This window comes from Brevundimonas sp. FV1ye4L, from assembly GCF_058681255.1.
In genome coordinates, this window is sequence record NZ_CM178734.1 from 2444640 (window position 1) to 2469564 (window position 24925).

The following is a 24925-nucleotide window of genomic DNA, read 5'->3' on the forward strand; positions in this document are numbered from 1 at the left end:
CGGCCGGCCTATTGCCTGACTGCGGCGCCGATGATGCGGTGGTCGGTCTTGGCCTGAACCATCACCACCACGGCCTCCTCGTCGCGCGTCTGGGGCAGGTCGAACAGGATGGGGCGGCCGCGCCATTCGCCCAACCGGGCGATGTCGCGCACCACATTGACGTGGCGCACCGTTTGGCCCCGGTTTTCGCCGCGGCTGACCTTGACCACCTGGGGGCCGGGCGTATAGGTGACGGCGACGACCTCGGCGCCCCCGGCGGGGGCGCGGCCCGAACCTATGCCGACCCGGTCGCCAGTCTCGCGGAACTCGATTTCGGGCGGCCAGACCTGACGACCGGCTTCCTCGACGATGGCGGTCTCAAGCTCCTGACTACGCGCGCCGGATACCTGACGCCGACCGTCGATCACCACCTGGGGCGTCGAGACCCCGCGTTGGCGCAGGGCGACGCGATAATCGCGCTGGCGCTGGGTGAACTCGGGCCGGGCGAAGGTGTCGGTCCAGCCCAGATAGTCCCAATAGTCGACGCCATAGGTCAGGGCGATGACGCCGGGTTCCCCCGCCGCCCGCTCGAACACCGCATTGGCCTCGATACAGCCGCCGCAGCCCTGGGCGGTGAACAGTTCGACCACGACCGGCGGGCCGGCGTTCACGGCGTGACGCACAGGCTTGACGTGCGGCCTCGCAGGCTGGGCGACCGAGCCTGCGGACAGGACTGCGCCCGCAATGACCGTCGCTGCTATGACCCCGATCCTGTGTCTCATGGCCATGTTCTTAGACGTCGCGGACGTTGCCTGCGGTCATAAGTCCGTGAGCCGCCCGCGCCCCCTCTCAATCCATCAGCTGTTGCGACAGATAGACATAGTGCCGGGCCCAGCGACGCGCGTTGGCCACCGGATCGGCGTCGTTGGAGTGACCGCCGGCCGTGTCCTCATAATAGAGATGGTCGTGGCCCTGATCGCCTAGACGGGCGGCGAACTTGCGGGCGTGACCGGGGTGGACCCGGTCGTCGCGGGTGTTGGTGGTCAGATAGACGCGGGGATAGACCACGTCCGGCCGCAGCTGCTGATAGGCCGAATATCGGGCGATCCACTCGGCTTCTTCCGGAATGCGCGGGTCGCCGTATTCGCCGATCCACGAGGCGCCGGCCGGCAGCTCGTGATAGCGCAGCATGTCGACCAGCGGGCTCTCGATCACCGCCGCATTGAACAGTTCCGGATGCTGGGTGATGGAGACGCTGGTCAGAACCCCCCCGTTCGACCGGCCATAGATGCCCAGGCGGCGCGGGCTGGTGACGCCGCGCTGTTCCAGATCACGCGCCACGGCGGCGAAATCGTCGAAGGCGCGCTGGCGGTTCCCGTCCAGGGCCGCCTGGTGCCAGTCGGGACCGAACTCGCCGCCGCCACGGATATTAGCCTGGACGAAGACCCCGCCCCGCTCCAGCCACAGCTTGCCCATCTCGGGCTTGTAGGCCGGGTTCAGGCTGACCTGGAACCCGCCGTAGCCCAGCATGATCGTCGGGTTCGACCCGTCCAGCTTCATGTCGCGCGGACGGGTGATGAAATAGGGAATCTTGGTTCCGTCGGTCGAGGTGGCCTCATACTGCTCCACCACATGGGTCGAGGCGTCGAACTTGGCCGGGGCGGACTTCAGCTCGGTCAGAGCCGTCGATGCGACCGAGGCGAGGCTCAGAGTCGGGGGCGTCAGGAAGCCCTGGGTCGAGACGAAGACCTGGCCCTTCGACTTGGACGAGTCGCCCAGGCCGACGGCGACATTCTGGGGCGTCGCCACGTCCTGACGTCGCCAGCCGAACTCGCCCCGGTTCTCGAAGATCGCCAACCGCCCCGCGACATTGTCGGACAGGGAAGCGACCACCTGCCGATCGAGAACGCGGACGTCGCCCAACGATTGGCGCTCGGCGGGCTGATAGATCAGGTAGGCTTGATTACTGATGCTCAGATCGTTGCGGTCGGTCCGCAAATGGTTAAGCGGCATCGAAAGCAGCGAACCGGCCCTGTAGGCGGCGCCGGTGAAGGTCCAAGCCTCGTCATTCGAGAAGATCAGCAGATCGCCCTGGGCGCCGAAGACGCTGACTCGGTCCGGCAGGGTCAGTCTGGTCGTCGATCCGTCATGGGCCATGGCCCAGGTCTCGGACCGGAAGGTGTCCAGCGGGCGGGTGATGATCACCGCCGTCACCTTGCCGTCCTTGTCGCGATAGACGGCCGGGCTGACGCCATAGCCGCCGTCGCCCTGTTCGCCGCGATAGACCTCGACCGCCTGGGCCAGGGTCTGGCCGCGCTTCAGCGTCTTGACGATGAAGGGATAGCCGGACTCGGTCATCGTCCCCGCGCCGAAATCGGTGGCGACCAGAAGCGTGTCGCGGTCCAGCCATTCGATGCGGTGCTTGCCTTCGGGCAGGACGAAACCATCGTTCACGAACCGCTTGGTCGTCAGGTCGAACTCGCGCACGACCACCGCGTCCTTGCCGCCATCGGACAGATTGATCAGGCAGCGGGTCTCGTCGGGCGCCAGGCAGTCGGCGCCCTTGAACACCCAGTCCTTGCCCTCGGCCTTCGACAGGGCGTCGATGTCCAGCAGGGTCTCCCACTGCGGCGTCGCGGTGCGGTAGCTGTCCAGCGTCGTGCGGCGCCAGACGCCCTTGGGATTGGCCGCGTCCTGCCAGAAATTGCCGATCCCGTCGCCAAGGAAGGACGGGCCGGGGATCCGGTCGGTGGCGGTCAGGATCGCCTGGGCCTCGGCGCGGAAGGTCTCGTAGCGCGGGTCGCCGGTCAGGGCGGCCAGCGACTTGCGGTTTTCTTCGGCGACGAAGGCCATGGCCTCGGCCCCGTCCACCTGCTCCAGCGCCAGATGATCGTCCGCTGCGGCGACGCCCGCGGGGGTCAGGTCGCGGGGAAAGTGGGGCGGGCGGCTGTCGTTCGTCGAGACGACGATTTCGTCGGCGCCGCCCGTTATGGCGGCTCCGGAACAGGCTCCGAGAAGAAGGGCCGGAATGGCGGCGGACAGGATCAGGTGACGCATCTAAAAACTCCGCTCATCCCGGCGAAAGCCGGGACCCAGACCTTTGGGCGTTCGGCGTCGCCCATTCGTACAGAACTCGATCCCAGCCGCCGAACCTTGCGAAAGAACTGGGTCCCGGCTTTCGCCGGGATGAGCAGGAGGACTATTCTTGCGCCGGGGAATCCATCAGCCGCCGCGACAGATAGGTGTATTCCAACGCCAACCGCCGCGCCGTCTCTTGCAGGTTCGCCCCCGCCGCATGGCCGCCGTCGGTGTTCTCGTAGAACAGCACCGGATAGCCCAACTCCTCCAGACGCGCCGCCGCCTTGCGCGCGTGGCCCGGGTGGACCCGGTCGTCCTTGGTCGAGGTGTGGATGAAGACCTCCGGATAGGGCTGGCCCGCCCGCAGGTTCTGATAGGGCGAATAGGCCTGAATCCAGGCGCGTTCTTCCGGAACGTCGGGGTTTCCATACTCGCCGATCCACGAGGCGCCGGCCAGCAGCTTGTGGAAGCGCAGCATGTCGAACAGGGGCACCTGGATGACGGCGGCGTTGATCAGGTCGGGCCGCTGGGTCAGCATGGCTCCCATGAACAGGCCGCCTTGCGAGCCGCCCATGATCCCAAGCTTGGGCTGGCTGGTGATGTCGCGGGCGATCAGGTCCAGAGCCACGGCCTGGAAGTCCTCGTGCGCCCGTTGGCGGTTCTGCTGCAGGGCCGCCTCGTGCCAGCGCGGTCCGAACTCGCCGCCGCCGCGCGTATTGGCGATGACATAGACCCCGCCCCGCTCCAGCCACAGCTTGCCGACCGTGGCCGAATAGCCGGGCAGCAGCGAGCTTTCGAACCCGCCATAGCCGTACAGCAGGGTCGGGTTCGTCCCATCCAGCGGCATGTCCGCCTTATGGACCACGAAATAGGGGATCATCGTGCCGTCGGCCGAGCGGGCCTCGTGCTGGTCCACCGTCATGCCGGCGGCGTCAAACTTGGCAGGCATCGACTTGACCTGATCCACCGCCCCGGTCGCCGCATCGGCCAGCCACAGGCTGGACGGGTTCAGATAGCCGGTGACGCTGACGAAGACCTTGTCGTCCACCTCCGACGCCGAGCCGACGCCGACCGAGACGTTCTGCGGCAGGTCCAGGGTGGAATAGGTCCATTCGGTCTCGCCGGGCCGATAGACCCGCACCGAACCGCGCACATTGTCGTACAGGGCGACGACCAGGGTGTTGCGCGTGGCGCTGACCCCCTCGACGGCCTGGCGCTCGGTCGGGCGCAGCACCAGGACGGCCGGCGTGGCCTGGTCTTCCAGCCAGGCGTCCAGCGGCCAGGCGATCAGGTCTCCGCTCTTGAAATCCTGGCCCGACGGCGCGGTCCAGTCCTGCTTCAGCGACACCACCAGCTTGCCGGCGACCAGTCCGGTGATGTCCGACTTGGCGGGCAGGGCCAGTTTCACCACCGCCCCGTCGTCGCTCACGCGATAGGTCTCGGACGAATAGAAGTCGATGGCCCGGTTGATCAGGGTCGCCTTCAGCACCCCGTCGGCGTCGCGCAGCGTATAGCCGGACACCGAGACGTCGGTCGGCTCGCCCATGAACAGGACGTCGGCCTGATCCAGCGACTGGCCGCGCGTCATCCGCTTGACCACCATCGGATAGCCGGAGTTGGTCAGGGTGCCGGCGCCGAAATCGCGCGAGATCAGCAGGGTGTCCTTGTTCAGCCAGGTCGCGCCGCCCTTGGACTCCGGCAGGAAGAAGCCCCCCTCGACGAAGCTGCGGGTCACACTGTCGAACTCGCGCAGGGTCACAGCGTCCTTGCCGCCGTTCGACAGGCTGATCAGGCAGTAGCGCTCTTCGGGGGCCAGGCAGGTCGAACCCTTGTAGACCCAGTTGGCGCTCTCGGCCTCGGCCAGGGCGTCGATGTCCAGCACCGTCTCCCACTGGGGCTCGGCGGTCTTGTAGGAGTCCAGCGTCGTGCGCCGCCAGACGCCGCGCACATGCTGGGCGTCCTGCCAGAAGTTGTCGATATGGCCGTCGTGGGTGAAGCCGGGCGACGGGATCCGGTCGCGCGCCTGAACGATGGCGAGCGCCTGCTGGTGCAGGGGCTCATAGCGGGGGTCGCCCTGCAGCACGCCCAGGGAATGGGTGTTGTGGTCCTTGACCCAGGCCATGGCCCGCTCGCCCTCGACATCCTCCAGCCAGACATAGGGGTCGGTCGCCTCGCTGGTGGCGAAACCGGCGGCGGGGGCGGAGGCGGGAGCAGTTTGGGCCATGGATACCGACGTCAGGCTGGTGGAGGCGAGAAGAGCTGCAAGCACAGCGGCGGATGAGCGGATCATGGACAGTCCCCGGAATTGAAGACGGGCACCTTAACGGCGAGCCGCCCTGCGGCAAGGCGACGAATCCGCCCTTACGGCTTTGTCATCTTTGTCTCAGCCCTCGTCGGGGATGCAGATCAGATTTCCGCAGGCCTTGCAGTGGACGGCGTCGGGGTCGTGGGTCTGAAGGCCGCATCGGTCGCAAGGGAAACGAACCTTGTGCGGCTTGATCAGGGCCTGGGCCAGACGCAGGAACAGGGTGATGCCGACCAGCATGATGGCGATAGACAACAGCTTGCCCAGCACCCCCGGCAGGGTGACGTCGCCGAAGCCGGTCGTCGTGAGCGTCGCCACGGTGAAATAGAGGGCGTCGATATAGCCGCTGATCCCGTCATGCCCGCGGAAGGTCGCATAGACGAAACCGGTCACCACGAAGACGAAAGTCACCAGGCCTGACAGAGCCCGCACGATCCCCTCGACCCGCGTGTCGTCGAACCGCGCGCCGACCGTGCGCCAGAAGAAGTCGGAGTTCAGCAGGGTCCACAGCCGCAGCATCCGCAGGAAGCCGAGATTGAACAGCCAGGCCGGGAACAGCAGGGTCGCCAGGATGAACAAATCCAGCCAGACTATCGGCTTCTTCAGCCAGTCTCGAACGTCGGAATAAGCATAGGCCCGCGCCGCCAGATCGACCGCCAGCAGGGCGGCGATCAGATAGTCGAGCACATAGAAGGCCCAGCCCATATTCTTCAGGATCGGGGCCGCCAGGAAGAAGGCGATGATGGCGAAGTCGATGACGATGACCGTCAGCCGAAACTTCACCGCCGCCGGCTGGCCGCCGTGATACAGGTATCGCAGCCGCGCGCGCAGCCTCAGGCCGTCCTTGGGGTCGGTTTCGCTCTGGGACACAGTGGTTTCCGGACGACAGGGATAGGCCTATATGGCCTGCATGACCCGTCCTTTCATCAAGATGAACGGCGCCGGCAATGACTTCATCGTCATCGACGCGCTGGAAACGCCGTTTCGTCCGACCGAGGACCAGATCCGCGCCCTGGCCGACCGCGCCTCGGGCGAGGGTTTCGACCAGCTGATCGCGATGGAGCCGTCCGACACGGCGGACGCCTTCATGCGGGTGTGGAACGCCGACGGCTCGATGGTCGAGACCTGCGGCAACGCCCTGCGCTGCGTCGGCTGGCTGTTGATGGAGGCAGGCGGCGGCGACAGGGTGACGATCGACACCGCTGCCGGCCCGACCACCGCCACGCGGGCCGGCGACCGCCGGGTCACGGTCGATATGGGCAAGCCCCGGCTCGACTGGACCCAGGTGCCCCTGGCCGAGGAAATGGACACCCGCGGCATCGAGCTTCAGGTCGGCCCCATCGACGCCCCCCTGCTGCACACGCCGGGCGCCGTTTCGATGGGCAATCCGCACGTCGTCTTCTTCACCGATCGACAGGACGACGGCTTCGTCACCGGCTCCGGCTCCCTGGTCGAACATCACCCGCTGTTTCCCCAGGGGGTCAATGTCGGCTTCGCCCATGTGCTGGACCGCGACCATATCCGTCTGCGCGTCTGGGAACGCGGCGCCGGTCTGACCAAGGCCTGCGGCACAGGCGCCTGCGCGGCCCAGGTGGCGGCGGCCCGGCGCGGCCTGACCGATCGCAAGGCCACCGTCGTCGTCGATGGCGGCGAACTGGTGATCGACTGGGACGCGGCGACCGACCATGTCCTGATGACCGGCCCGGTCGAGATCGAACGCACGGGCGCTCTGACCTTCTAGGCGGCGCTGCCGGTTGACGCTGACGCGAACGGAAGCTTCGGAACAGGTCTGTACGCCTTACGGGGGGTCAAGGCTTGGCGCGGCCCTTCCCACACTCTAGGACACGAACGGTTACAACCCCGCCGACGCCCTGGACGCCCCGATGCCCGATCAAACCGAAAAACAGACCTTCTCCGACCAGGAGGCGCTGGACTTCCACCTCTTCCCGACCCCGGGCAAGATCTCCATGGCCCCGACCAAGCCGATGGCGACCCAGCGCGACCTGTCGCTGGCCTATTCGCCGGGCGTGGCCGTGCCGGTCCTGGCCATCGCCGCCGATGCGGACAAGGCCTACGAATACACCTCCAAGGGCAATCTGGTCGCCGTCATCTCGAACGGCACCGCCATCCTGGGCCTGGGCAATCTGGGCCATATGGCCTCCAAGCCGGTGATGGAGGGCAAGTCGGTCCTGTTCAAACGCTTCGCCGACGTGGACAGCTTCGACGTCGAGGTGAAGACCACCGATCCGGACGAGTTCATCACCGTCGTCAAGAACATCGGCGACACCTGGGGCGGCATCAATCTGGAGGACATCAAGTCTCCCGAATGTTTCGTCATTGAGAGCGAGCTTCAGGACCTGCTGGACATCCCCGTCTTCCACGACGACCAGCACGGCACGGCCATCATCTCGACCGCCGGCCTGATCAACGCCTGTCATGTCGCCGGCAAGCGACTGGACGAGGTCAAGGTGGTGCTGGCCGGCGCCGGTGCGGCGGGCCTGTCGTCCATCGCCCTGATGAAGGCTGCCGGCGTCAAGGCCGAGAACACCGTCATCTGCGACAAGGACGGCGTGGTCTACCAGGGCCGCGAACACGGCATGGACCAGTGGAAGGCCGCCCATGCGACCAACACCTCGCTGCGCACCCTGGCCGAGGCCATGGTCGGCGCCGACGTGGTGCTGGGCCTGTCCGCCAAGGGCGCGATCACCAAGGAGATGGTGGCCTCCATGGCGCCCAATCCGATCATCTTCGCCATGGCCAACCCCGATCCCGAAATCACGCCGGAAGACGTCAAGTCGGTCCGGTCGGACGCCATCATCGCCACCGGCCGCTCGGACTATGTGAACCAGGTCAACAATGTCCTGGCCTTCCCCTATCTGTTCCGGGGCGCCCTGGACGTGCGCGCGCGTCGCGTGAACCACGAGATGAAGGTCGCCTGCGCCCAGGCCCTGGCCGCCCTGGCCCGCGAGGACGTGCCGGACGAGGTCGCCGCCGCCTATCGCGGCCGCAAGCTGAAGTTCGGCCCGGACTACATCATCCCGACCCCGTTCGACCCGCGCCTGATCTGGTACATCCCGCCCTTCGTCGCCCAGGCGGCGATGGATACCGGCGTGGCCCGCGTCCAGATCGAGGACATGGACGTCTATCGCAACGCCCTGCGCTCGCGCGTCGATCCGTCCGCCGCCCTGATGCAGAAGATCAGCTCGGCCGTGCGCGGCGGGGCGAACAAGCGGGTCGTCTTTGCCGAGGGTGAAGAACTGGCCGTGATCCGCGCCGCCTGGGGCTTCAAACAGGCCGATCTGGGCACGCCGATCCTGGTCGGCCGCGAGGATCTGATCCGTCAGAACGCCGCCGAGGCCGGGCTGAACTTCGACGACCTGGGCATAGAGATCACCAACGCCCGCGTCTCCGAACACAATGTCGAGGACACCGACTGGCTGTACGAAAAGCTGCAACGCCGGGGCTATCTGCGCCGCGACGTGGCGCGGATGATCAACCAGGACCGCAACTATTTCGCCGCCACCCTGGTCGCCAAGGGCCGGGCCGACGCCATGGTCGCGGGCGTGACCCGCAACTTCAACATGGCCTTGAAGGAGGTCCAGCGCGTGCTGGACGTCGAGGACACCCTGATCGGCCTGTCGATCCTGCTGGCCAAGGGCCGGACCCTGTTCGTCGCCGACACCTCCATCCACGAACTGCCGGACGCGGCGGAACTGGCCGACATCGCCATCAAGGCGGCGGAGACGGTGCGCAAACTGGGCCGCAATCCGCGCGTGGCCTTCCTCAGCTATTCCACCTTCGGCAATCCGCCCGGCGATCGGGCCGAGAAGGTGCGCGAGGCCATCCGCATCCTGGACAAGAAGGGCGTCGACTTCGAATACGAGGGTGAAATGCCGCCCGAGGTCGCCCTGGATCCCAAGGGCCACCCCGCCTACGCCTTCAACCGCCTGACCAAGCCGGCCAACGTCCTGGTCATGCCCGCCATTCATTCAGCCGCCATCTCGACCAAACTGGTCCAGGCCCTGGGCGGCGCCACGGTGATCGGCCCGCTTCTGGTCGGGTTGGAGAAGCCGGTGCAGATCGTCTCCCTGGGCGCTTCGGTCAGTGAGATCATTACCGCTGCGACCTTCGCAGCCTATGACGCCGGTCCCGCCTTCCAGGGGTCGGGCCTGACCTCGGCCCCGCGTCCCCCCGCCGCCGTCGTCGAAAAGCCGAGCACTGCGGTGCCCCCCACCGTCTGATCATGAGCGAACCCGGCCCCTTCCCGCCCACCGCCCCCCCGCCCCGGCGGGTGGAGCCGGGTCTCTATCTGGTGGCGACGCCGATCGGGAACCTGCGCGACATGACGCTCAGGGCCCTGGACGTCCTGGCCGCCGCTGACCTGGTCCTGGCCGAGGACACCCGCGTCACCGCCAAGCTTCTGTCCGCCTATGGGCTCAAGGCGAAGCTGGAGCGCTGCGACGACCACGCCTCAGGCCGGGCCGCCGAACAGGCGATCGAGCGCCTTCGGGCCGGCGAGGTCGTGGCCCTGGTCTCGGACGCCGGCACGCCCCTGGTCTCCGACCCCGGCTTCGTCGTCGCCCGCGCCGTGATCGCCGAGGGCCTCCCGGTCCACCCGATCCCCGGCCCGTCCAGCCTGCTGGCCGCCCTCTGCATCGCCGGCCTGCCCGCCGACCGCGTCCTGTTCGCCGGCTTCCTGCCGCCCAAGACCGCCGGCCGGACCGCCGCCCTGGAAGGGCTGAAGGGCCAACGTCAGACCCTGGTCTTCTTCGAAAGCGGGCCGCGCTTGCGCGACAGCCTGACCGACATGGCCGCCGTCCTGGGTCCCCGCCCGGCCGCCGTGGCCCGCGAACTGACCAAGCTGTACGAGGAATGCGTGCGGGGATCGCTGGACGAACTGGCGGTCGATCCGCGCCTTGACGGGCCCAAGGGCGAGATCGTCGTGGTCATCGGCCCCGGCGAGGCGGAAGAAGCGACCCAGGCCGACGCCGACGCCGCCCTGACCGACGCCCTGACGCGGCTTTCGACCGGGGAGGCCGCCTCGGAAGTGGCCCGGGCCCTGGGACTGAACCGCAAGACCCTCTACCGCCGCGCCCTGGAGCTTCAGGGCAAGTGAGCCACCGCCTGCACCGCCCGGCGCCGAACCGACGCCCCAAGGCGGCGTGGCGTCAGGCCAAGGGCGGCGCCGCCTTCAAGGCCGGCCATGCGGCGGAATGGATCGCCGCCCTGTGGCTGATGCTAAAGGGCTATCAGGTCTTGGGTTTCCGGCTGAAGACCCGCTCCGGCGAGATCGACTTGCTGGCCCGACGCGGCCCCGTCCTGGCGGTGGTCGAGGTCAAGCGCCGCACCAGTCTCGACCTCGCCGTCCTGGCGCTGAAGCCCGCCCAGCATGACCGGTTGGTCGCGGCGGGCGAGGCCGTCCGACGAAACCGACCGGCCCTGCAACCGCTTGAATTGAGAATTGATATGGTGGCGCTGGCTCCCGGTCGGTTTCCGCGTCATCTTCGCGGCGTTCAGAGACAGGGCGCTGAAGGGATCGTATGACGCGGGAAGAGGCCGAGGCCATCCTGACGTCGGCCGGTGAGGGCGGCGACGACAGCTTCCCCCTGCTGGAGGCGGCGATCGCCTGCGCCATTCACGACTATCCGTTCCGCGATCCCGAACCCGTTCGCACCCTGGCCCGCAGCGCCTGCGAACGGCTGAAGGAAAGGATCGGCGGAGAAGGTCCCGACGAGGCCCTGTCCGAGACCCTGTCCGCCGATCTGCAGCTGAACGGCGACCTGCTGCACTCGGACCACCCCGCCAATACCGACATCATCGACGTGGCCGAGCGTCGGCGCGGCCTGTCGGCGGCCCTGGCGGTCTTCTACCTCCATGCGGCCCGAGCAGCCGGGCTCAAGGCGGCGGGCGTCGATTTTCCGGGCCATTTCCTGGTGCGGGTCGAGACGGCCGAGGGCCCGGTGGCCCTGGACCCCTTCAGTCAGGGCCGGCTGGTCCTGCCTAGCGAACTGACCCGGCGCGCGCTTCGCGCCGGCCTGACGCCGCATGTCGCGGACCGCCTGGATCTGTTGATGGCCCCGGTGACGGACCGCCAGTCGCTGATCCGGTTGCAAAACCTGCTGTTCAGCCGCGCCATCCGCAGCCGCGACTATGACGCCGCCGAACGCTCGGCCCTGCGTCGCGCCCTGCTGGACCCGGACGACCACCGCCCTTGGTTGGACGTCGCCGCGGCCCGCGAGAAACAGGGGGCCCTGGCCGGCTCGCTGGACGCCCTGTCACGCGCGCGGGGCCTGGGCGGGGTAGAGGAGGCCCGGCGTTCGACGACCTTCGAGCGCGTGCGGATGCGACTGAACTAGACCGCCTCGCCACGCAAAAGCCGCGGCAGATCGCCGGTCGCCCCGCCGGCCTCCTGCATGAAGGCCCGGCGCAGCGGCCCGATCCGGTTCACCGCGGCCATGCCCAGGTCACGGGCGATCCGTACCGGGGCGATATCGTTGGAAAACAGGCGGACAAAGGCGTCGAAGCCGGCCGCCAGGGCCGCGGTGTCGAACCGGCGCCACCGGGCGTAACGCTCCAGCACGGTCTCGGCCCCTAGGTCCTCGCCCAGCCGCGCAGCCTCGACCAGCACCTCGACCAGGGCGGCGGCGTCCTTCAGACCCATGTTCAGCCCCTGGCCCGCGACGGGATGCACCCCGTGGGCGGCGTCGCCGATCAGGGCGATGCGCGGCGCGATCAGTTTTTCGGCCAGGCTGAGCGACAACGGATAGACAAAGCGCGGCCCCTCGACCGAAACCCCCTCCAGAAACTCCCCGAACCGCCGCATCAGATGGGACTGGAAGGCCGCGCCCGAGGCGTCGCGCAAAGCCTCGGCCCGCCGTGTCGTCTCGGTCCAGACCAGGCTGGCGCGCTGGTCCGTCAGCGGCAGGATGGCGAAGGGGCCGCTGGGCAGGAAATATTCGTGGGCGACATTGCCGTGGTCGCGGCCCAGCCGAACCGTGGCCACCACGCCGCTCTGGCCATAGCCCCAGCCCACGGTCTCGATCCCGGCGGCGCGGCGAACGGTCGAGCCGCGCCCCTCGGCCCCCACCACCAGGGCGGCGGTCAGGACCGAACCATCGGCCAGGGTCACGGTCGCCTTGCCTGTGTCGGTCTCGACCGAGGCGACCGAGGCCGGCGCCCGAACCTCGATCCCCGCCGCCGTCACCGCCTCGGCCAGGGCCGAACGGATCCGCCGGTTCTCGACCATATAGCCCAGGGGCTCGCCGCCGGTGCGCCCGCCGATCTCCTCGGCGTCGAAGCGCAGGAAGGCCGGGGAGGCCGCCCGGCTGGCCGCCCCCGGCCGGCGGCCGTCCGTCACCAGGATGTGATCCATCCGACAGGCATGGGGCCTCAGCGTCTGGCCCAGTCCCAAGGCGTCCAGCATGCGGAAGGTCGAAAAGGCGACGGCGGTCGAACGCCCGTCAAAGGTCGGCGCCAGCTGGGCGCTGAACGGCTGCGGATCGACCAGCACCACCTTCAGCCCGCCCTGCGTCGCCGCCAGGGCGAAGGACGCCCCGGCTAAGCCCGCGCCGGCGATGATGATGTCGTAGCGGTCAGTGTCTGCCATGACAGGCTTGTCGCGCTCGATGACGTAAAGGTCCAGACTGGAAATCGTCACAGCCCCCACGGACCTTGACCGAGGTCAAGGCTATCACCGGATGACGGCCGCAAGATTGTCGGGAGCAGGAGACTGACGGTGAACAGGCGACGGATTCTGATCGGCGCGGGCGCTACGCTCGCCTTGGGCGCGGTCGGCGGCGTCGGTTGGCGGGCCTCGACCGGATCGCGCGGCGACTACGACCGTCTGACCGCCGGGTTCCGCGCCCCCCTGACAGACGCGCCGCCCCTGACCGAACTGATCCGCTATGCGGCCCTGGCGGCCAGCGGTCACAACACCCAGCCCTGGCGGTTTCGCCTCTCCGACGGCGCCATCGACATCCTGCCGGACTTGTCGCGGCGGACTCCTGCGGTTGATCCGGATGACCACCATCTCTTCGTCAGCCTGGGCTGCGCAGCCGAAAACCTGCGGATCGCCGCCGCCGCGACAGGCCGCCCCGGCGAACTCACCGTAGGCGCTGACGGACAGAGCCTGCGCTATAGCTTCACCTCCGACGCCGCCCAGCCGGACCCCCTGTTCGCCGCCATACCGGCCCGACGCTCCAGCCGCACCCTCTATGACGGCCGCCCCATACCCGCGAGCGCGCTGGCGAGTCTGCGCCAGGCGGCGACAGCGCCAGGGATCGCCGTCCATCTTCTGATCGACCGGCCCAGTCTGGACGGCGTCCGCGAACTGGTCGTCGCCGGCAACACCGCCCAGATGGCCGATCCGGCCTTCATGGCCGAGCTGAAACAGTGGTTGCGGTTCAATCCGCGCGCGGCGCTTCGCCACGGCGACGGCCTGTTTTCGGCGGCCAGCGGCAGCCCCGTCCTGCCCGACGCCCTGGGCGGGCTCGCCTTCGATCAGTTCTTCACCGCCGCGAGCGAGAACGCCCGCTATCAGGCCCAGATCGCCTCATCCGCCGCCGTGGCCGTCTTCGTGGCGGAACGGTCCGACCCGGCCCACTGGGTCGCCGTCGGTCGGGCCTGCCAACGGCTGATGCTGGCTGCGACGGGCCTGGGCCTTCGCCACGCCTTCGTCAACCAACCGGTCGAAGTCGCGGCCCTGCGCCCCGAGTTGGCCGCCCTGGTCGGGGAGAGCGGCAAGCGCCCGAATCTGGTGCTCAGGCTCGGCTACGGCCCGGCCCTGCCTCTGTCCCCACGCCGCTCCATCGAGTCGGTGATCATCTGAGGATCTGGGCGGGGCTGGTAAACAACCCCTTAACCCTGAGGGTGCGAAAAGGACTGCCGAACGTCACCCGCCCGGAAGGTCACGCCTTTCATGTCCACCGCCCTCGCCGTCGGCCGTCAGGCCTGGATCAGCGCCCGCATCCTGTGGGAGGCGCCCTTTGTCGTGCGGTTCCGGGGCGTGCTTCAGGCCCTGCTGGCGACCCTGCTGCTGGTCGCCCTGGTGTCCTGGAACCCGGCGGACGCCAGTCTGAACGCCGCCTCCAGCCTGCCGACCACCAACTGGCTGGGCGCCAACGGCGCCCTGTTCGCGGACCTGTTCATGCAGTCGCTGGGCCTCGCCGCCTGGCCCGCCGCCCTGTTGCTGGTCGCCTTCGGCCTGGCCCGCGCCGTCGGCGACGCCATCCAGCAGAGATTGAAGCCCAGCCCGATCAAGGCCCTGGCCGCCACCGCCGGGACCCTGCTGCTGTCCGGCGCCCTCGCCGCCCTGGCTGCGCCCGCCGCCTGGCCCCTGGCCGCCGGTCTGGGCGGCCTGTGGGGCGACGCCTTCACCGGTCTGACCGCCCAGGGCCTGGCCGCCCTGCGCATCCCCGGCGGACGGATCATCGCGGGCCTGGTCTTCCTCGGCGGCGGCCTATGGCTGACCGGTTTCGCCATCGGCCTGCGCGCCATGGACTTCGTCGATACGCTCCACTGGAGCAGGTCCTTGCGCGCCCCCGCCGCGCCGCCCCCGCCGGCTGCCCGCAAACCGCGCGCCAAGGCGGCGCCGAAGCCTAAGCCCGAGATTCGCGCGCCTGCGCCTGTCATGGACGCCGCCTTCGCCCCGGATCAGGATCCCGACGGTCCCCAGACGGCCTATGACGACCTGCCGCCGTGGGAGGACGAACCCGCCCCCGCCGCCCGCGCCGCGCCCCGTTCGGTCGAACCGCGCGTCGCTGCGGTCAAGGCGCCCAAGCCCCGCAAGGAAGACGCCGACCAACAGGCCTTCGTCTTTGATCGTCCGGAAGGCGCTTTCGACCTGCCGCCGCTGGGCATACTGACTAAGCCCCCCCAGCGCGTGGGTGCGGTCGATGAGGATTCGCTGAAGCAGAACGCCAAGATGCTGGAAGGCGTCTTGCAAGAGTTCGGCGTGCGCGGCGTGATCGACCAGATCCGCCCCGGCCCGGTCGTCACCCTGTACGAACTGGTGCCCGCCCCCGGCGTGAAGCACGGCCGCGTTGTGGCCCTGGCCGACGACATCGCCCGGTCCATGTCCGCCCGCGCCTGCCGCATCTCGGTGGTCCAGGGCCGCAACGCCATCGGCATCGAACTGCCGAACGCCAAGCGCGAGACCGTCTATCTGCGCGACCTGCTGTCCAGCGCCGAATACGACAAGAAGGGCCACCTGCTGCCCCTGGCCCTGGGCGAGACCATCGGCGGCGAACCCTATGTCGCCGACCTGGCGCGGATGCCCCACCTGCTGATCGCGGGCACGACCGGCTCGGGCAAGTCGGTGGGGGTCAACGCCATGATCCTGTCGATCCTGTATCGCCACAGCCCGGCCGAATGCCGCTTCATCATGATCGACCCCAAGATGCTGGAGCTGTCGGTCTATGACGGCATCCCGCACCTGCTGGCGCCCGTCGTCACCGATCCGAAGAAGGCCGTCGTGGCCCTGAAGTGGACGGTGCGCGAGATGGAGGACCGCTATCGCCGCATGTCCAAGCTGGGCGTGCGCAATATCGCCTCCTACAATGAGCGCGCCCGCGAAGCTCAGGCGAAAGGCGAGCATTTCGAACGCACGGTCCAGACCGGTTTCGACGACCAGGGCCGCCCGGTCTACGAGTCCGAGAAGATCCGGCCCGAGCCCCTGCCCTTCCTGGTCGTGGTCATGGACGAGATGGCCGACCTGATGCTGGTCGCCGGCAAGGACGTGGAAGGCGCCGTCCAGCGCCTGGCCCAGATGGCCCGCGCCGCCGGCATCCACCTGATCATGGCGACGCAACGCCCGTCGGTGGACGTCATCACCGGCACCATCAAGGCCAACTTCCCGACCCGGATCAGCTTCCAGGTCACCTCCAAGATCGACAGCCGCACCATCCTGGGCGAACAGGGCGGCGAACAGCTGCTGGGCCAGGGCGACATGCTCTATATGGCAGGCGGCGGCCGCATCACCCGCCTGCACGGCCCCTTCGTCGACGACAAGGAAGTCGAGGACGTCTGCAAACACCTGAAGGCCCAGGCCGAGCCGGACTACCTCGACCTGATCACCGACGAACCGGACGGCGACGCCGACGGGGCGATGGATGACGGGGGCGGCGGCTCAGGCGACGACCTCTACGACCGCGCCGTGGCCGTGGTCACGCGCGACCGCAAGGCCTCGACCAGCTACGTCCAGCGCCGTCTGCAGATCGGCTACAACCGCGCCGCCTCGCTGATCGAGCGGATGGAGCAGGAAGGCGTGGTCAGTCCCGCCAACCACGCCGGCAAGCGCGATGTCCTGGCCGGCCCCCCGCCGATGGTCTGACGACCCGGCTTCAGAGCCCCAGACGTCTGGCCCGCCCGGCGATCTCCAGCAGCAGGCGTTCGGCGATCAGCTGATCCGGCATGCCGGTCGTCTTGGTGGCGACGTCGGCGGTGTTGATGCTGTCCAGAACCTCGTCCAGCGCCTCTAGCCGCCAGGCGCGGGCCTGACGCAGCATTTCCGCCTCCTGTTTCCAGAAGACCCCGGCCGCCTTGGCCGCCTCCTTGGCCCCCGCGCCATTGGCTTGCAGGATATTGATCCGCCGCAGCCGGCCCAGATGCAGCGCGGCAGACCGCACCGCCAGGACCGAGGATTCGCCTTCAGCAAAGGCGCGCCTCAATCCCGACTGGGCGGGACCCGGACGGGCGCCGAAGGCCTGAAGCGCCGCGTCGGACAAGGAGGCGTCCGGTTCGACGCCCAGATGCTGTTCCAGCTCTTCGACATCGATGGTCCGGCCCGAGCCGGGACCGATGAACAGGGCCAGGCGCTCGATCTCCTGACGCATCAGGCCCCGCTCGCGCGGCAGGCGGCCGACGAACCGGTCCAGTGCGTCGGCGGTCAGGCCCACCTTGTCGACGGCCAGGGCCTCGCGCGTCATGCGGGCGACATCGCCGGTCTCGTCCTCGTAGCAGACGATGCCGACGGCTCCGTTCTCCTTCTCGGCGGTCTTGCGCAGGGCGGAGTCGCGGCCCAGTTGGTCGGCCTCGACCACCAGCATGGCGTCAGGATTATAGCCGCCCTCGGCATGGATCTTCACGGCGGCGGCGACGGCCTTGTCCACGCCGGGTTTCAGCGTCGAGAGCCGGATCCGCACCAGACGACGCCCGCCCATCAGGGACATGGCCGTCAGGGCCTCTTCCAGCTTGGACTCGTCGCCGTCGATGTCGCTGTCGGTCAGGACCGTGACATTGAAGGGGTCGTTCAGGTCCGGGGTGACGGTACGGCACAGGACCTCAGCCCGTTCGGCGACGCCGGACCGGTCCTTGCCGTGGATCACCGCCGCCCGGATGGCCGGATCGGGCGCCTTCAGAAAGCGATCGATCTCTGGGCGTTTGGCGAGGATCACCGGTTCGACAGCGCCTGCATCAGGGCCAGACGGATCCGCCGGGCCAGCTCGGAGGCGGCGCGTTCTTCGCCGTCCTGCTGGGCCGAGATGGCGGCATAGGGCTGGTCGGCCGAGGCGTAGGTGGTGGTCACGGTCTCCACGCCCGAGACGGGCGCGCCGCCGGCCACAGGAGTCAGGGTCCAGGTCGCCTTGACCGTCAGCTCATAACGGGTGGCGGTGTCGTCGATCCGGCGGCCCAGCGAGCGCCGCTCCTGCTCGACCTGCGTCGTCAGGCGATAAAGGGGCGCAGCGGAACGATCCCAGCCCAGGGCGTCCTCCAGTTGCTCGCGCAACCGATAGCCCAGCCGGTCGTCCTGCACCGAGACGGCGATCCGGCGCAGGGGCGAACCCACGGCCGGCTCGGCGTACATGGGGGTGAAGCCGCAGGCGGAGACCGCCAGGGCGCCCAGGACCGCGAAAACCGCTGCACCGCGCATCAGCCGGCCACCAGATTGACGATCCGGTCCTTGACCACGACGATCTTCTTCACGCTCAGACCCTCCAGACGCGCCTGCACGGTCTCGTCGGCCAGAACCAGGGCCTCGACCTCGGCGGGCTCCATGCCGCGCGGCACGCGGATTTCCGCGCGACGCTTGCCGTTGATCTGGATGGGCAGGACCACCTCGTCGTCGGCCGCCAGCGCAGCGTCCCACACGGGCCACGGCGCGTCCAGAACCATCCCGTCTTCGCCCAGCTGCGTCCAGCATTCCTCGGCCAGGTGCGGGGTGAAGGGGGCGATCAGGCGGGCCAGGGCGGACAGGGCCTGACGCTTGGCGTCGCCGCCGGCCTGGGCGCTGTCGCGGACGGTGGCGACGAAGGCGTACAGCTTGGCGATGGCCGAGTTGAAGCGGAAGCCCTCGACCCCTTCGGACACGGCCTTGATGGCCTTGTGCGTCTCGCGCAGCAGCTCGGCGTTGGCCTTGTCCTCGCCCGCGAAGCCCGCGTCATAGGTGTCGAACAAGGTCCAGGTGCGCTGCACGAACCGGCTGGCGCCCTCGACCCCTCCGGGGGTCCACTGCACGTCCCGTTCGGGCGGACTGTCGGACAGGACGAACAGACGGCCGGCGTCCACGCCATGCGATTCCAGGATTTCCTGGGGCGCGACGACGTTCTTCTTGGACTTGGACATCTTCTCGATGTCGCCGATGACCAGGGTCTCGCCGGTCGACAGCTGGCGCGCGGAGCGGACGCCGTTGTCATTGCTGAGCTCGACATCAGTGGGCTCAACCCACTGGCCGGCCTGGCGGCGATAGGTCTCGTGGACCACCATCCCTTGGGTGAACAGGCCGGCGAACGGCTCCTTCACTGACAACATGCCGGCGTCGGACAGGGCGCGGGTGATGAAGCGGGCGTACAGCAGGTGCAGCACCGCGTGCTCGACCCCGCCGATATACTGATCCACCGCCAGCCAGCGGTTCGCCGCCTCGGTGTTGATCGGCTCGGCCGCGGTCGGGTCGGTGAAACGGGCGAAATACCAGCTGGAGTCGACGAAGGTGTCGAGCGTGTCGGTCTCGCGCGTCGCGTCCTGGCCGCAGGACGGGCATTTGACGTGTTTCCAGCTGGGGTGGCGATCCAGCGGGTTGCCGGGCACGTCGAAGGTCACGTCGTCGGGCAGGACGACCGGCAGTTGGTCGGCGGGAACCTCCACCGGTCCGCAGGACGGGCAGTGGATGATCGGGATCGGGCAGCCCCAGTAGCGCTGGCGCGAAACGCCCCAGTCGCGCAGGCGATAGATGGTCGCGCCCTGGCCCGTGCCGGCCGCCTCGACGCGGCGGACCGCCTCGGCCTTGGCCGCCTCGATGTCCAGGCCGTCCAGGAAGTCGGAATGGAAGATGGAGCCGGGGCCGGTATAGGCCTCGTCGCCCACGGCGAAGTCGTCGCCCGCGCCCTCGGGACGGACCACCGGGATCACCGGCAGGCCGTATTTGCGGGCGAAGTCCAGGTCGCGCTGGTCATGGGCCGGGCAGGCGAAGATGGCGCCCGTGCCGTATTCCGACAGGATGAAGTTGGCGATCCACACCGGAACCTCGGCTCCGGTGAAGGGATGGAGAACCTTCAGGCCCGTGTCCCAGCCGATCTTCTCGGCCTGGTCGATGTCGGCCTGGGACGTGCCGCCCGCGCGGCATTTGGCGACGAAGTCCGCCACCGCCGGATCGGCCTCGGCCAGCTGTTTCGAGATCGGGTGATCCGGCGCCAGGCCCAGGAAACTGGCCCCGAACAGGGTGTCGGGCCGGGTAGTGTAGATTTCGACGCCGGATTCGTAACCGGCGGGGGCCTGACCAGCGAAAGCCCAGGTCATCTGCAGACCCTTGGAGCGGCCGATCCAGTTTTCCTGCATCAACCGGACCTTCTCGGGCCAGCGGTCCAGGGTCTTCAGACCGTCGATCAGATCGTCGGCGTAGTCGGTGATGCGCAGGAACCACTGGTTCAGCTTGCGCTTCTCGACCACGGCGCCCGAGCGCCAGCCGCGCCCGTCGATGACCTGTTCATTGGCCAGGACGGTGTTGTCGACCGGGTCCCAGTTGACCACCCCGTCCTTGCGATAGACCAGGCCGCGCCGATACAGCTCCAGGAACCAGGCCTGCTGCTTGCCGTAATATTCCGGGTCGCAGGTCGCGAATTCGCGCGACCAGTCCAGCGACAGGCCCAGCAGCTTCAGCTGGTCCCGCATCTGGGCGATATTGTCGTAGGTCCAGCCCTTGGGGTGGATGCCGCGCTCCATGGCCGCGTTCTCGGCCGGCATGCCGAAGGCGTCCCAGCCCATCGGGTGCAGGACGTCATAGCCCTGGGCGCGCTTGGACCGCGCCACCACGTCGCCCATCACATAGTTGCGGGCGTGGCCCATGTGGATGTTCCCCGAGGGATAGGGAAACATTTCAAGCACATAGTATTTCGGCCTGCCGGTGTCCTTCGTCACGAAGGCGGAGGCGTCCGCCCAGCGAGCCTGCTGGCGGGGTTCGGCGGTCTTGGGTTCGTAACGGGCCACGGTCGTCCTGAAGTCAAAAGGGCGCTGCCGCCCTCCCGGCTCACTAGCCCGAAGGACGACAGCGCCCAAGAAGTAATGCGTCTCGGCTGTCCGAGAACGACGGCTGAGTCTAAGCCAAACGGTGCTTAAGCAGCTCGAAGGGCGGTAGCACCTACAAGGAAAGCTGAATCAGGCGTTCGCCTGCTTCAGCCCGCATTAGACAGGTTCAGCTGGCGCGCCTTGGTCAGGATGGCGTTTTCCAGATCGGCCTCGGTCTGGGCGGCGACCGGGGCGGCGGTCCACTGACCATCGGCGCCCTTCACTTCCTTGGTCACCGTGACGTTCAGCGCGTCGGCGCGCAGACGGGTGTCCAGGATGAAGACGGTCGCCTTGAAGCGCTCGTTCGGCGTCTGGGGGTTGGCGTACCAGTCATAGTTGATGACCCCGCCCCACGGATCGGCGGTCAGCAGCGGCATGAAGCTGAGGGTGTCCAGCGAGGCGCGCCACAGATAGCCGTTGACGCCGATGCCTTGCTGCACGTCGGTCTTGGGCGTCTTGTCGCCGCCGCCGACGAAGGGAATGCTGGAGCAGGCGCTCAGGGCGACGCCCGAGACCAGGGCGACAGCGACGCCGCGAACCAGGGCCTTGTTGAGGCTCATCAAGGAAGTCTCCGTAAACTCAGGGACGTGGGGGCCCTCGCCCACACGCGCGAACGACATTTCGCCTTTCGGGGGGCGACGCTGCGTGGCTCTATAACACGGGCAAAAGGGGCGATGACAAGGCGAACCGCCCGACGAAGACGATACGGCTTTCCGTGTTCTGTGACAGCGCGCTGACAGCGAGGGTCGTTTTTCGCCAATTCCCGTGACGCTTGAGCCACATCGCACCGCAACAATGCGAGGAACCGGGTGATCTGGACCACGTTGCGTTGACCGGGAGGACCCCCGGTGTCTAATCGCGGCGTTCACGACCAAAAAGGTCGGTTCAGGTTAAGACGTCTTCAATCGAAGGCGTCTAAAGGGTGCAGGATGCGTCTCGGCGATTTTTCCGTGGTGGTGGTTGCAGCGATGGCGTTCGCCGTCGGCGCCCCCGCGCTTGCCCAGACCGCGCCTTCGCGCGCGCCCACTGTTTCTCTGGCCGAAGCTCAGGCCGCACAGCGCAACGCCCCGGCTCAACAACGCCGCGGTCTGCGTCTGAACGACAACGGCCGCTGGGGCCTCGACTTCAATCTGAACCAGCCGGTGGGCCGTGAAACCGACTGGGGCGACGTCGAGGCGGGCGCCTACTACCGCTTGAACGACCGTCTGCGTGTCGGCGCTGCGGCGGCGGTGGCCTCGCCCGAGGCTGACCCGGCTCGCGCGCCCGAAACGAACGGCCGCGCCCAGCCCCGCGTCCGGCTCGAAACCATCTTCAAGTTCTGACCTTCGCCGTTCGGATCAGATCCGAGCGCGACGGGCGTCATCGAAACGCGAACTGGATCGCGGCGACGCCCGCCAGTCCGCACGCGCCTGAGCCGATCAGGTCTGGACCCGTCTGCGCATCCACGCCGCCGAGCGCATAGACGGGCAGGTCCGCCGTGTCCGCGCATCGGCGCAAGGCCTCGACGCCCATAGGCGGCTTGACCGCTGACGCCCCGCCTGCCGGAAAAATCGGCGACAGCACCAGGGCGTCCAGATCCTGGGTCTGATGACCTCCGCCATGCCGGGCCGCCGTCAGCAGCCAACCGGGATGGGCCCGGCGGACCGAGGCCGCCCGCGCCGCCTCGCGCTCGGGCAGGTGCAGGCCGTCCGCCTCGACGGCCTCGGCCAGGGCCTGGTCCCGCCCGACCAGCAGTTTCACGCCCGCATCACGGGTGGCGCGCCGCAGCTTCGCCCCCGTCTCGGCCGCATCTTCGGCGCCGAAGGCGCGATAGACGACCGCCGATCCGGCCGGCAAGCGCGCCGCCGTCTCCCAAGGCCGGGGCGTGCGATCCGGGTCGGTAAAGAACAACAGTGGCGGCAAACCGGCGGCCTTCGGGCTGACAGCAGCGGCGGCGCGGTTTAGAGCGGTCGCCGCATCCCAGAGCGCGCGCGCCTCATCGCTGTAATCGGCCGACAGGATCATGACCCCTACTTCCCCTGCTTCCTCGTCCGCGTCCATCGCCGAAAACCTGGCCGAGGTTCGCGCGCGAATCGACGCGGCCTGCCGCGCGGCCGGACGGGATCCCGCCGCCGTCACCCTGACCGCCGTGTCCAAGACCCAGCCGCCCGAGGCCATCGACGCCATACTGGCCGCAAGCCAGCGGGTGTTCGGCGAAAACCGGGTGCAGGAGGCCCAAGGCCGCTGGACCGAGCGCCTCCCCGGTCTGAACGCCCTGGAACTGCGTCTGATCGGTCCCTTGCAGACCAACAAGGCCGAGGACGCCGTGGCCCTGTTCGACGTGATCGAGACCCTGGACCGCGAAAAACTGGCGCGCGCCCTGTCCGAGGCGGCGACAAAGCTCAACCGCGCGCCGCGGGTCCTGATCCAGGTCAACACCGGCGCAGAGCCCCAGAAGGCGGGTGTCCTGCCCGACGACGCCGACGCCCTGATCCACGCCGCGCGCGACACCTACGGACTCTCGGTCGACGGTCTGATGTGTATTCCGCCGGCGGATGAAGGTCCGACGCCCCATTTCGTCCTGCTGAAACAGATCGCTGACAGAAACCAACTTTCGGTCCTGTCGATGGGGATGAGCGGCGACTACGAGACCGCCATTCGCTGCGGCGCCACCCATGTTCGCGTGGGAACGGCGTTGTTCGGGGAACGAAATCGTCCTTAAACACCCTCTAGGCCGTAACCCGACGTGAATTCGCACCCCCAAGCCTTGGCGCGGGGGCCAAGCCTCGCCATTGTCTGTCCATGCCCACGCCCAAGACCATTCTGATCATCGACGACGACGACGACCTGCGCGAGGCCCTGGCCGAGCAGTTGAATCTTCACGAGGAGTTCAAGACTCAGCAGGCCGCAACCGCAGCGGACGGCGTCCGCATGGGGCGCGAAATCCGCGCCGACCTGATTCTGCTGGACGTCGATCTGCCGGACATGGACGGCCGCGAGGCCTGCCGCCTGCTGCGCAAGGACGGGGTCTCGACCCCCGTCATCATGCTGACGGCCCAATCCGCCGACGCCGACGCCATCCTGGGCCTGGACGCCGGCGCCAACGACTATGTCACCAAGCCCTTCCGGTTCGCCGTCCTGCTGGCCCGCATCCGCGCCCATCTGCGCAGCCACGAACAGTCGGAAGACGCCGTCTTCTCCATCGGTCCCTACGAGTTCCGGCCCGCCGCCAAGGTCCTGATGGACGCCAAGGGCAAGAAGGTGCGGTTGACCGAAAAGGAAACCAACATCCTCAAATACCTCTACCGCGCCGGCGCCAAGCCCGTGTCGCGCGAGGAGCTGCTGACCGAGGTCTGGGGCTACAACGCCGGCGTCACCACCCACACGCTGGAAACCCACATCTATCGCCTGCGCCAGAAGATCGAACCCGAGCCCGGCCAGGCCCGCCTGCTGCTGACCGACGCGGGCGGGTATCGACTGCAGCCCTAGACGTCAGCGCTTCGTCGCAGGGATCGTGAGCATCGGCAGGAACAGGTGGACCAGCGGGCCGATGGTCAAAGCGTAAAGCACCGTGCCCGCGCCGACCGAGCCGCCCAGCAGCCAGCCCAAGGCGATGACGCTCAGCTCGATCGCCGTTCGGACCCATTTCACCGGCCAACCGGTGCGCGCTACGATGCCCGTCATCAGGCCGTCGCGCGGACCCGGACCCAGGCCCGCGCCGATATAGGCCCCGCTGGCGACGCCGTTCAGCACGATGCCCGCGCCCAACAGGCCCGCCCGGACCGGTAGGGCCAGGTCAGACGGGATCCAGTCCAGACCGAAGTTCGCCACTGTGCCGATCACCAGAACATTGGCCACAGTCCCTATTCCAGGCCGCTGGCGCAGGGGAATCCATAGCAGCAGCACGGCCATACCGATCAGATTGACCACCAGGCCGACGCTGATTCCGGCTGGGTCGGCAAACCGCTCGAACACACCCTGATTCAGCACATCCCAGGGATCCAGCCCCAGATCGGCCCGAACGATCAGGGCGATGGACAGGCCGTAGAGGAGGAGGCCGGCGAAGAGTTGGAGAAGGCGGCGGGTCAT

Annotated in this window: 21 protein-coding genes; 10 read left to right on the forward strand and 11 right to left on the reverse strand. The window is 68.2% G+C overall.

Going from position 1 to position 24925, the window contains the following annotated elements:
- Positions 1 to 8 precede the first annotated feature (8 nt).
- From ACW17X_RS11815 to ACW17X_RS11830, 4 genes are all read right to left on the reverse strand, one after another.
- Entirely contained in the window at positions 9 to 761 is a 753-nt protein-coding gene (locus ACW17X_RS11815) for a DUF1223 domain-containing protein (RefSeq protein ID WP_492097598.1), read from the reverse strand.
- A gap of 67 nt (positions 762 to 828) precedes the next feature.
- Positions 829 to 3036: a prolyl oligopeptidase family serine peptidase gene (locus tag ACW17X_RS11820; RefSeq protein ID WP_492097599.1), complete on the reverse strand. Its 2208-nt coding sequence runs from the start codon at positions 3034 to 3036 to the stop codon at positions 829 to 831.
- A gap of 142 nt (positions 3037 to 3178) precedes the next feature.
- The gene (locus ACW17X_RS11825) at positions 3179 to 5347 is read right to left on the reverse strand and encodes a prolyl oligopeptidase family serine peptidase (RefSeq protein ID WP_492097601.1); all 2169 of its coding nucleotides are present in this window, start codon (positions 5345 to 5347) and stop codon (positions 3179 to 3181) included.
- A gap of 93 nt (positions 5348 to 5440) precedes the next feature.
- A complete protein-coding gene (locus tag ACW17X_RS11830; protein ID WP_492026888.1) occupies positions 5441 to 6232 on the reverse strand; it encodes a potassium channel family protein in 792 nt (263 codons plus the stop codon).
- Positions 6233 to 6272: 40 nt separating this feature from the next.
- Between ACW17X_RS11830 and dapF the strand changes: the two genes are divergently transcribed.
- From dapF to ACW17X_RS11855, 5 genes are all read left to right on the forward strand, one after another.
- The gene (gene dapF, locus ACW17X_RS11835; RefSeq protein ID WP_492088414.1) at positions 6273 to 7103 is read left to right on the forward strand and encodes a diaminopimelate epimerase; all 831 of its coding nucleotides are present in this window, start codon (positions 6273 to 6275) and stop codon (positions 7101 to 7103) included.
- A 142-nt stretch (positions 7104 to 7245) separates the two neighbouring features.
- Complete coding sequence (locus ACW17X_RS11840; protein WP_492097603.1) at positions 7246 to 9603, forward strand: NADP-dependent malic enzyme; 2358 nt, start codon at positions 7246 to 7248, stop codon at positions 9601 to 9603.
- Between the two features lie 2 nt (positions 9604 to 9605).
- On the forward strand, positions 9606 to 10478 hold the full coding sequence (gene rsmI, locus ACW17X_RS11845) for a 16S rRNA (cytidine(1402)-2'-O)-methyltransferase (RefSeq protein WP_492088412.1): 873 nt from the start codon (positions 9606 to 9608) through the stop codon (positions 10476 to 10478).
- Positions 10475 to 10906 carry a YraN family protein gene (locus ACW17X_RS11850; protein WP_492097605.1) on the forward strand — a complete coding sequence of 144 codons (432 nt, stop codon included), beginning with the start codon at positions 10475 to 10477 and terminating at the stop codon, positions 10904 to 10906. Before rsmI ends, ACW17X_RS11850 begins: the two co-directional genes overlap by 4 nt.
- The gene (locus ACW17X_RS11855) at positions 10903 to 11718 is read left to right on the forward strand and encodes a transglutaminase family protein (RefSeq protein WP_492097607.1); all 816 of its coding nucleotides are present in this window, start codon (positions 10903 to 10905) and stop codon (positions 11716 to 11718) included. The genes ACW17X_RS11850 and ACW17X_RS11855 overlap by 4 nt, the downstream gene beginning before the upstream one ends.
- On the opposite strand, the gene ACW17X_RS11860 is transcribed toward ACW17X_RS11855, so the two are convergent.
- Entirely contained in the window at positions 11715 to 12968 is a 1254-nt protein-coding gene (locus tag ACW17X_RS11860; RefSeq protein ID WP_492097609.1) for a UbiH/UbiF/VisC/COQ6 family ubiquinone biosynthesis hydroxylase, read from the reverse strand. The two genes, ACW17X_RS11855 and ACW17X_RS11860, sit on opposite strands and share 4 nt — an antisense overlap.
- 129 nt (positions 12969 to 13097) lie before the next feature.
- Here ACW17X_RS11860 and ACW17X_RS11865 point away from each other — a divergent pair, with 129 nt between their 5' ends.
- Both ACW17X_RS11865 and ACW17X_RS11870 read left to right on the forward strand, forming a co-directional pair.
- Positions 13098 to 14189 carry an Acg family FMN-binding oxidoreductase gene (locus tag ACW17X_RS11865; protein WP_492097611.1) on the forward strand — a complete coding sequence of 364 codons (1092 nt, stop codon included), beginning with the start codon at positions 13098 to 13100 and terminating at the stop codon, positions 14187 to 14189.
- A 90-nt stretch (positions 14190 to 14279) separates the two neighbouring features.
- Positions 14280 to 16691 carry a DNA translocase FtsK gene (locus ACW17X_RS11870; protein WP_492097612.1) on the forward strand — a complete coding sequence of 804 codons (2412 nt, stop codon included), beginning with the start codon at positions 14280 to 14282 and terminating at the stop codon, positions 16689 to 16691.
- 10 nt (positions 16692 to 16701) lie between these two features.
- Here the strand turns inward: ACW17X_RS11870 and holA are convergent, their stop codons facing one another.
- The 4 genes from holA to ACW17X_RS11890 all read right to left on the reverse strand — a co-directional run bounded on the left by holA (position 16702) and on the right by ACW17X_RS11890 (position 21417).
- Positions 16702 to 17754, reverse strand: coding sequence for a DNA polymerase III subunit delta (gene holA / locus ACW17X_RS11875; RefSeq protein ID WP_492097614.1), 1053 nt, complete (start codon positions 17752 to 17754; stop codon positions 16702 to 16704).
- Complete coding sequence (lptE, locus tag ACW17X_RS11880) at positions 17751 to 18230, reverse strand: LPS assembly lipoprotein LptE (protein WP_492097616.1); 480 nt, start codon at positions 18228 to 18230, stop codon at positions 17751 to 17753. Before lptE ends, holA begins: the two co-directional genes overlap by 4 nt.
- Positions 18230 to 20779, reverse strand: a complete 2550-nt coding sequence (gene leuS / locus ACW17X_RS11885; RefSeq protein ID WP_492097618.1) for a leucine--tRNA ligase — start codon at positions 20777 to 20779, stop codon at positions 18230 to 18232. Before leuS ends, lptE begins: the two co-directional genes overlap by 1 nt.
- A 185-nt stretch (positions 20780 to 20964) precedes the next feature.
- Entirely contained in the window at positions 20965 to 21417 is a 453-nt protein-coding gene (locus tag ACW17X_RS11890) for a DUF3576 domain-containing protein (protein WP_492097619.1), read from the reverse strand.
- Between the two features lie 369 nt (positions 21418 to 21786).
- On the opposite strand from ACW17X_RS11890, the gene ACW17X_RS11895 reads away from it, so the two are divergent.
- On the forward strand, positions 21787 to 22179 hold the full coding sequence (locus ACW17X_RS11895; protein ID WP_492088404.1) for an NtrZ family periplasmic regulatory protein: 393 nt from the start codon (positions 21787 to 21789) through the stop codon (positions 22177 to 22179).
- A gap of 37 nt (positions 22180 to 22216) precedes the next feature.
- On the opposite strand, the gene ACW17X_RS11900 is transcribed toward ACW17X_RS11895, so the two are convergent.
- Positions 22217 to 22861 (reverse strand): thiamine phosphate synthase, encoded by a 645-nt coding sequence (locus ACW17X_RS11900; RefSeq protein ID WP_492097621.1) that lies wholly within the window; start codon positions 22859 to 22861, stop codon positions 22217 to 22219.
- On the opposite strand from ACW17X_RS11900, the gene ACW17X_RS11905 reads away from it, so the two are divergent.
- Together ACW17X_RS11905 and ACW17X_RS11910 are read left to right on the forward strand one after the other, a co-directional pair.
- Positions 22860 to 23558 carry a YggS family pyridoxal phosphate-dependent enzyme gene (locus ACW17X_RS11905; protein WP_492097623.1) on the forward strand — a complete coding sequence of 233 codons (699 nt, stop codon included), beginning with the start codon at positions 22860 to 22862 and terminating at the stop codon, positions 23556 to 23558. The genes ACW17X_RS11900 and ACW17X_RS11905 overlap by 2 nt on opposite strands.
- Positions 23559 to 23638: 80 nt before the next feature.
- Positions 23639 to 24325 (forward strand): response regulator transcription factor, encoded by a 687-nt coding sequence (locus ACW17X_RS11910; RefSeq protein WP_492097625.1) that lies wholly within the window; start codon positions 23639 to 23641, stop codon positions 24323 to 24325.
- A 3-nt stretch (positions 24326 to 24328) separates the two neighbouring features.
- Here the strand turns inward: ACW17X_RS11910 and yczE are convergent, their stop codons facing one another.
- On the reverse strand, positions 24329 to 24925 hold the full coding sequence (yczE, locus tag ACW17X_RS11915) for a membrane protein YczE (RefSeq protein ID WP_492097627.1): 597 nt from the start codon (positions 24923 to 24925) through the stop codon (positions 24329 to 24331).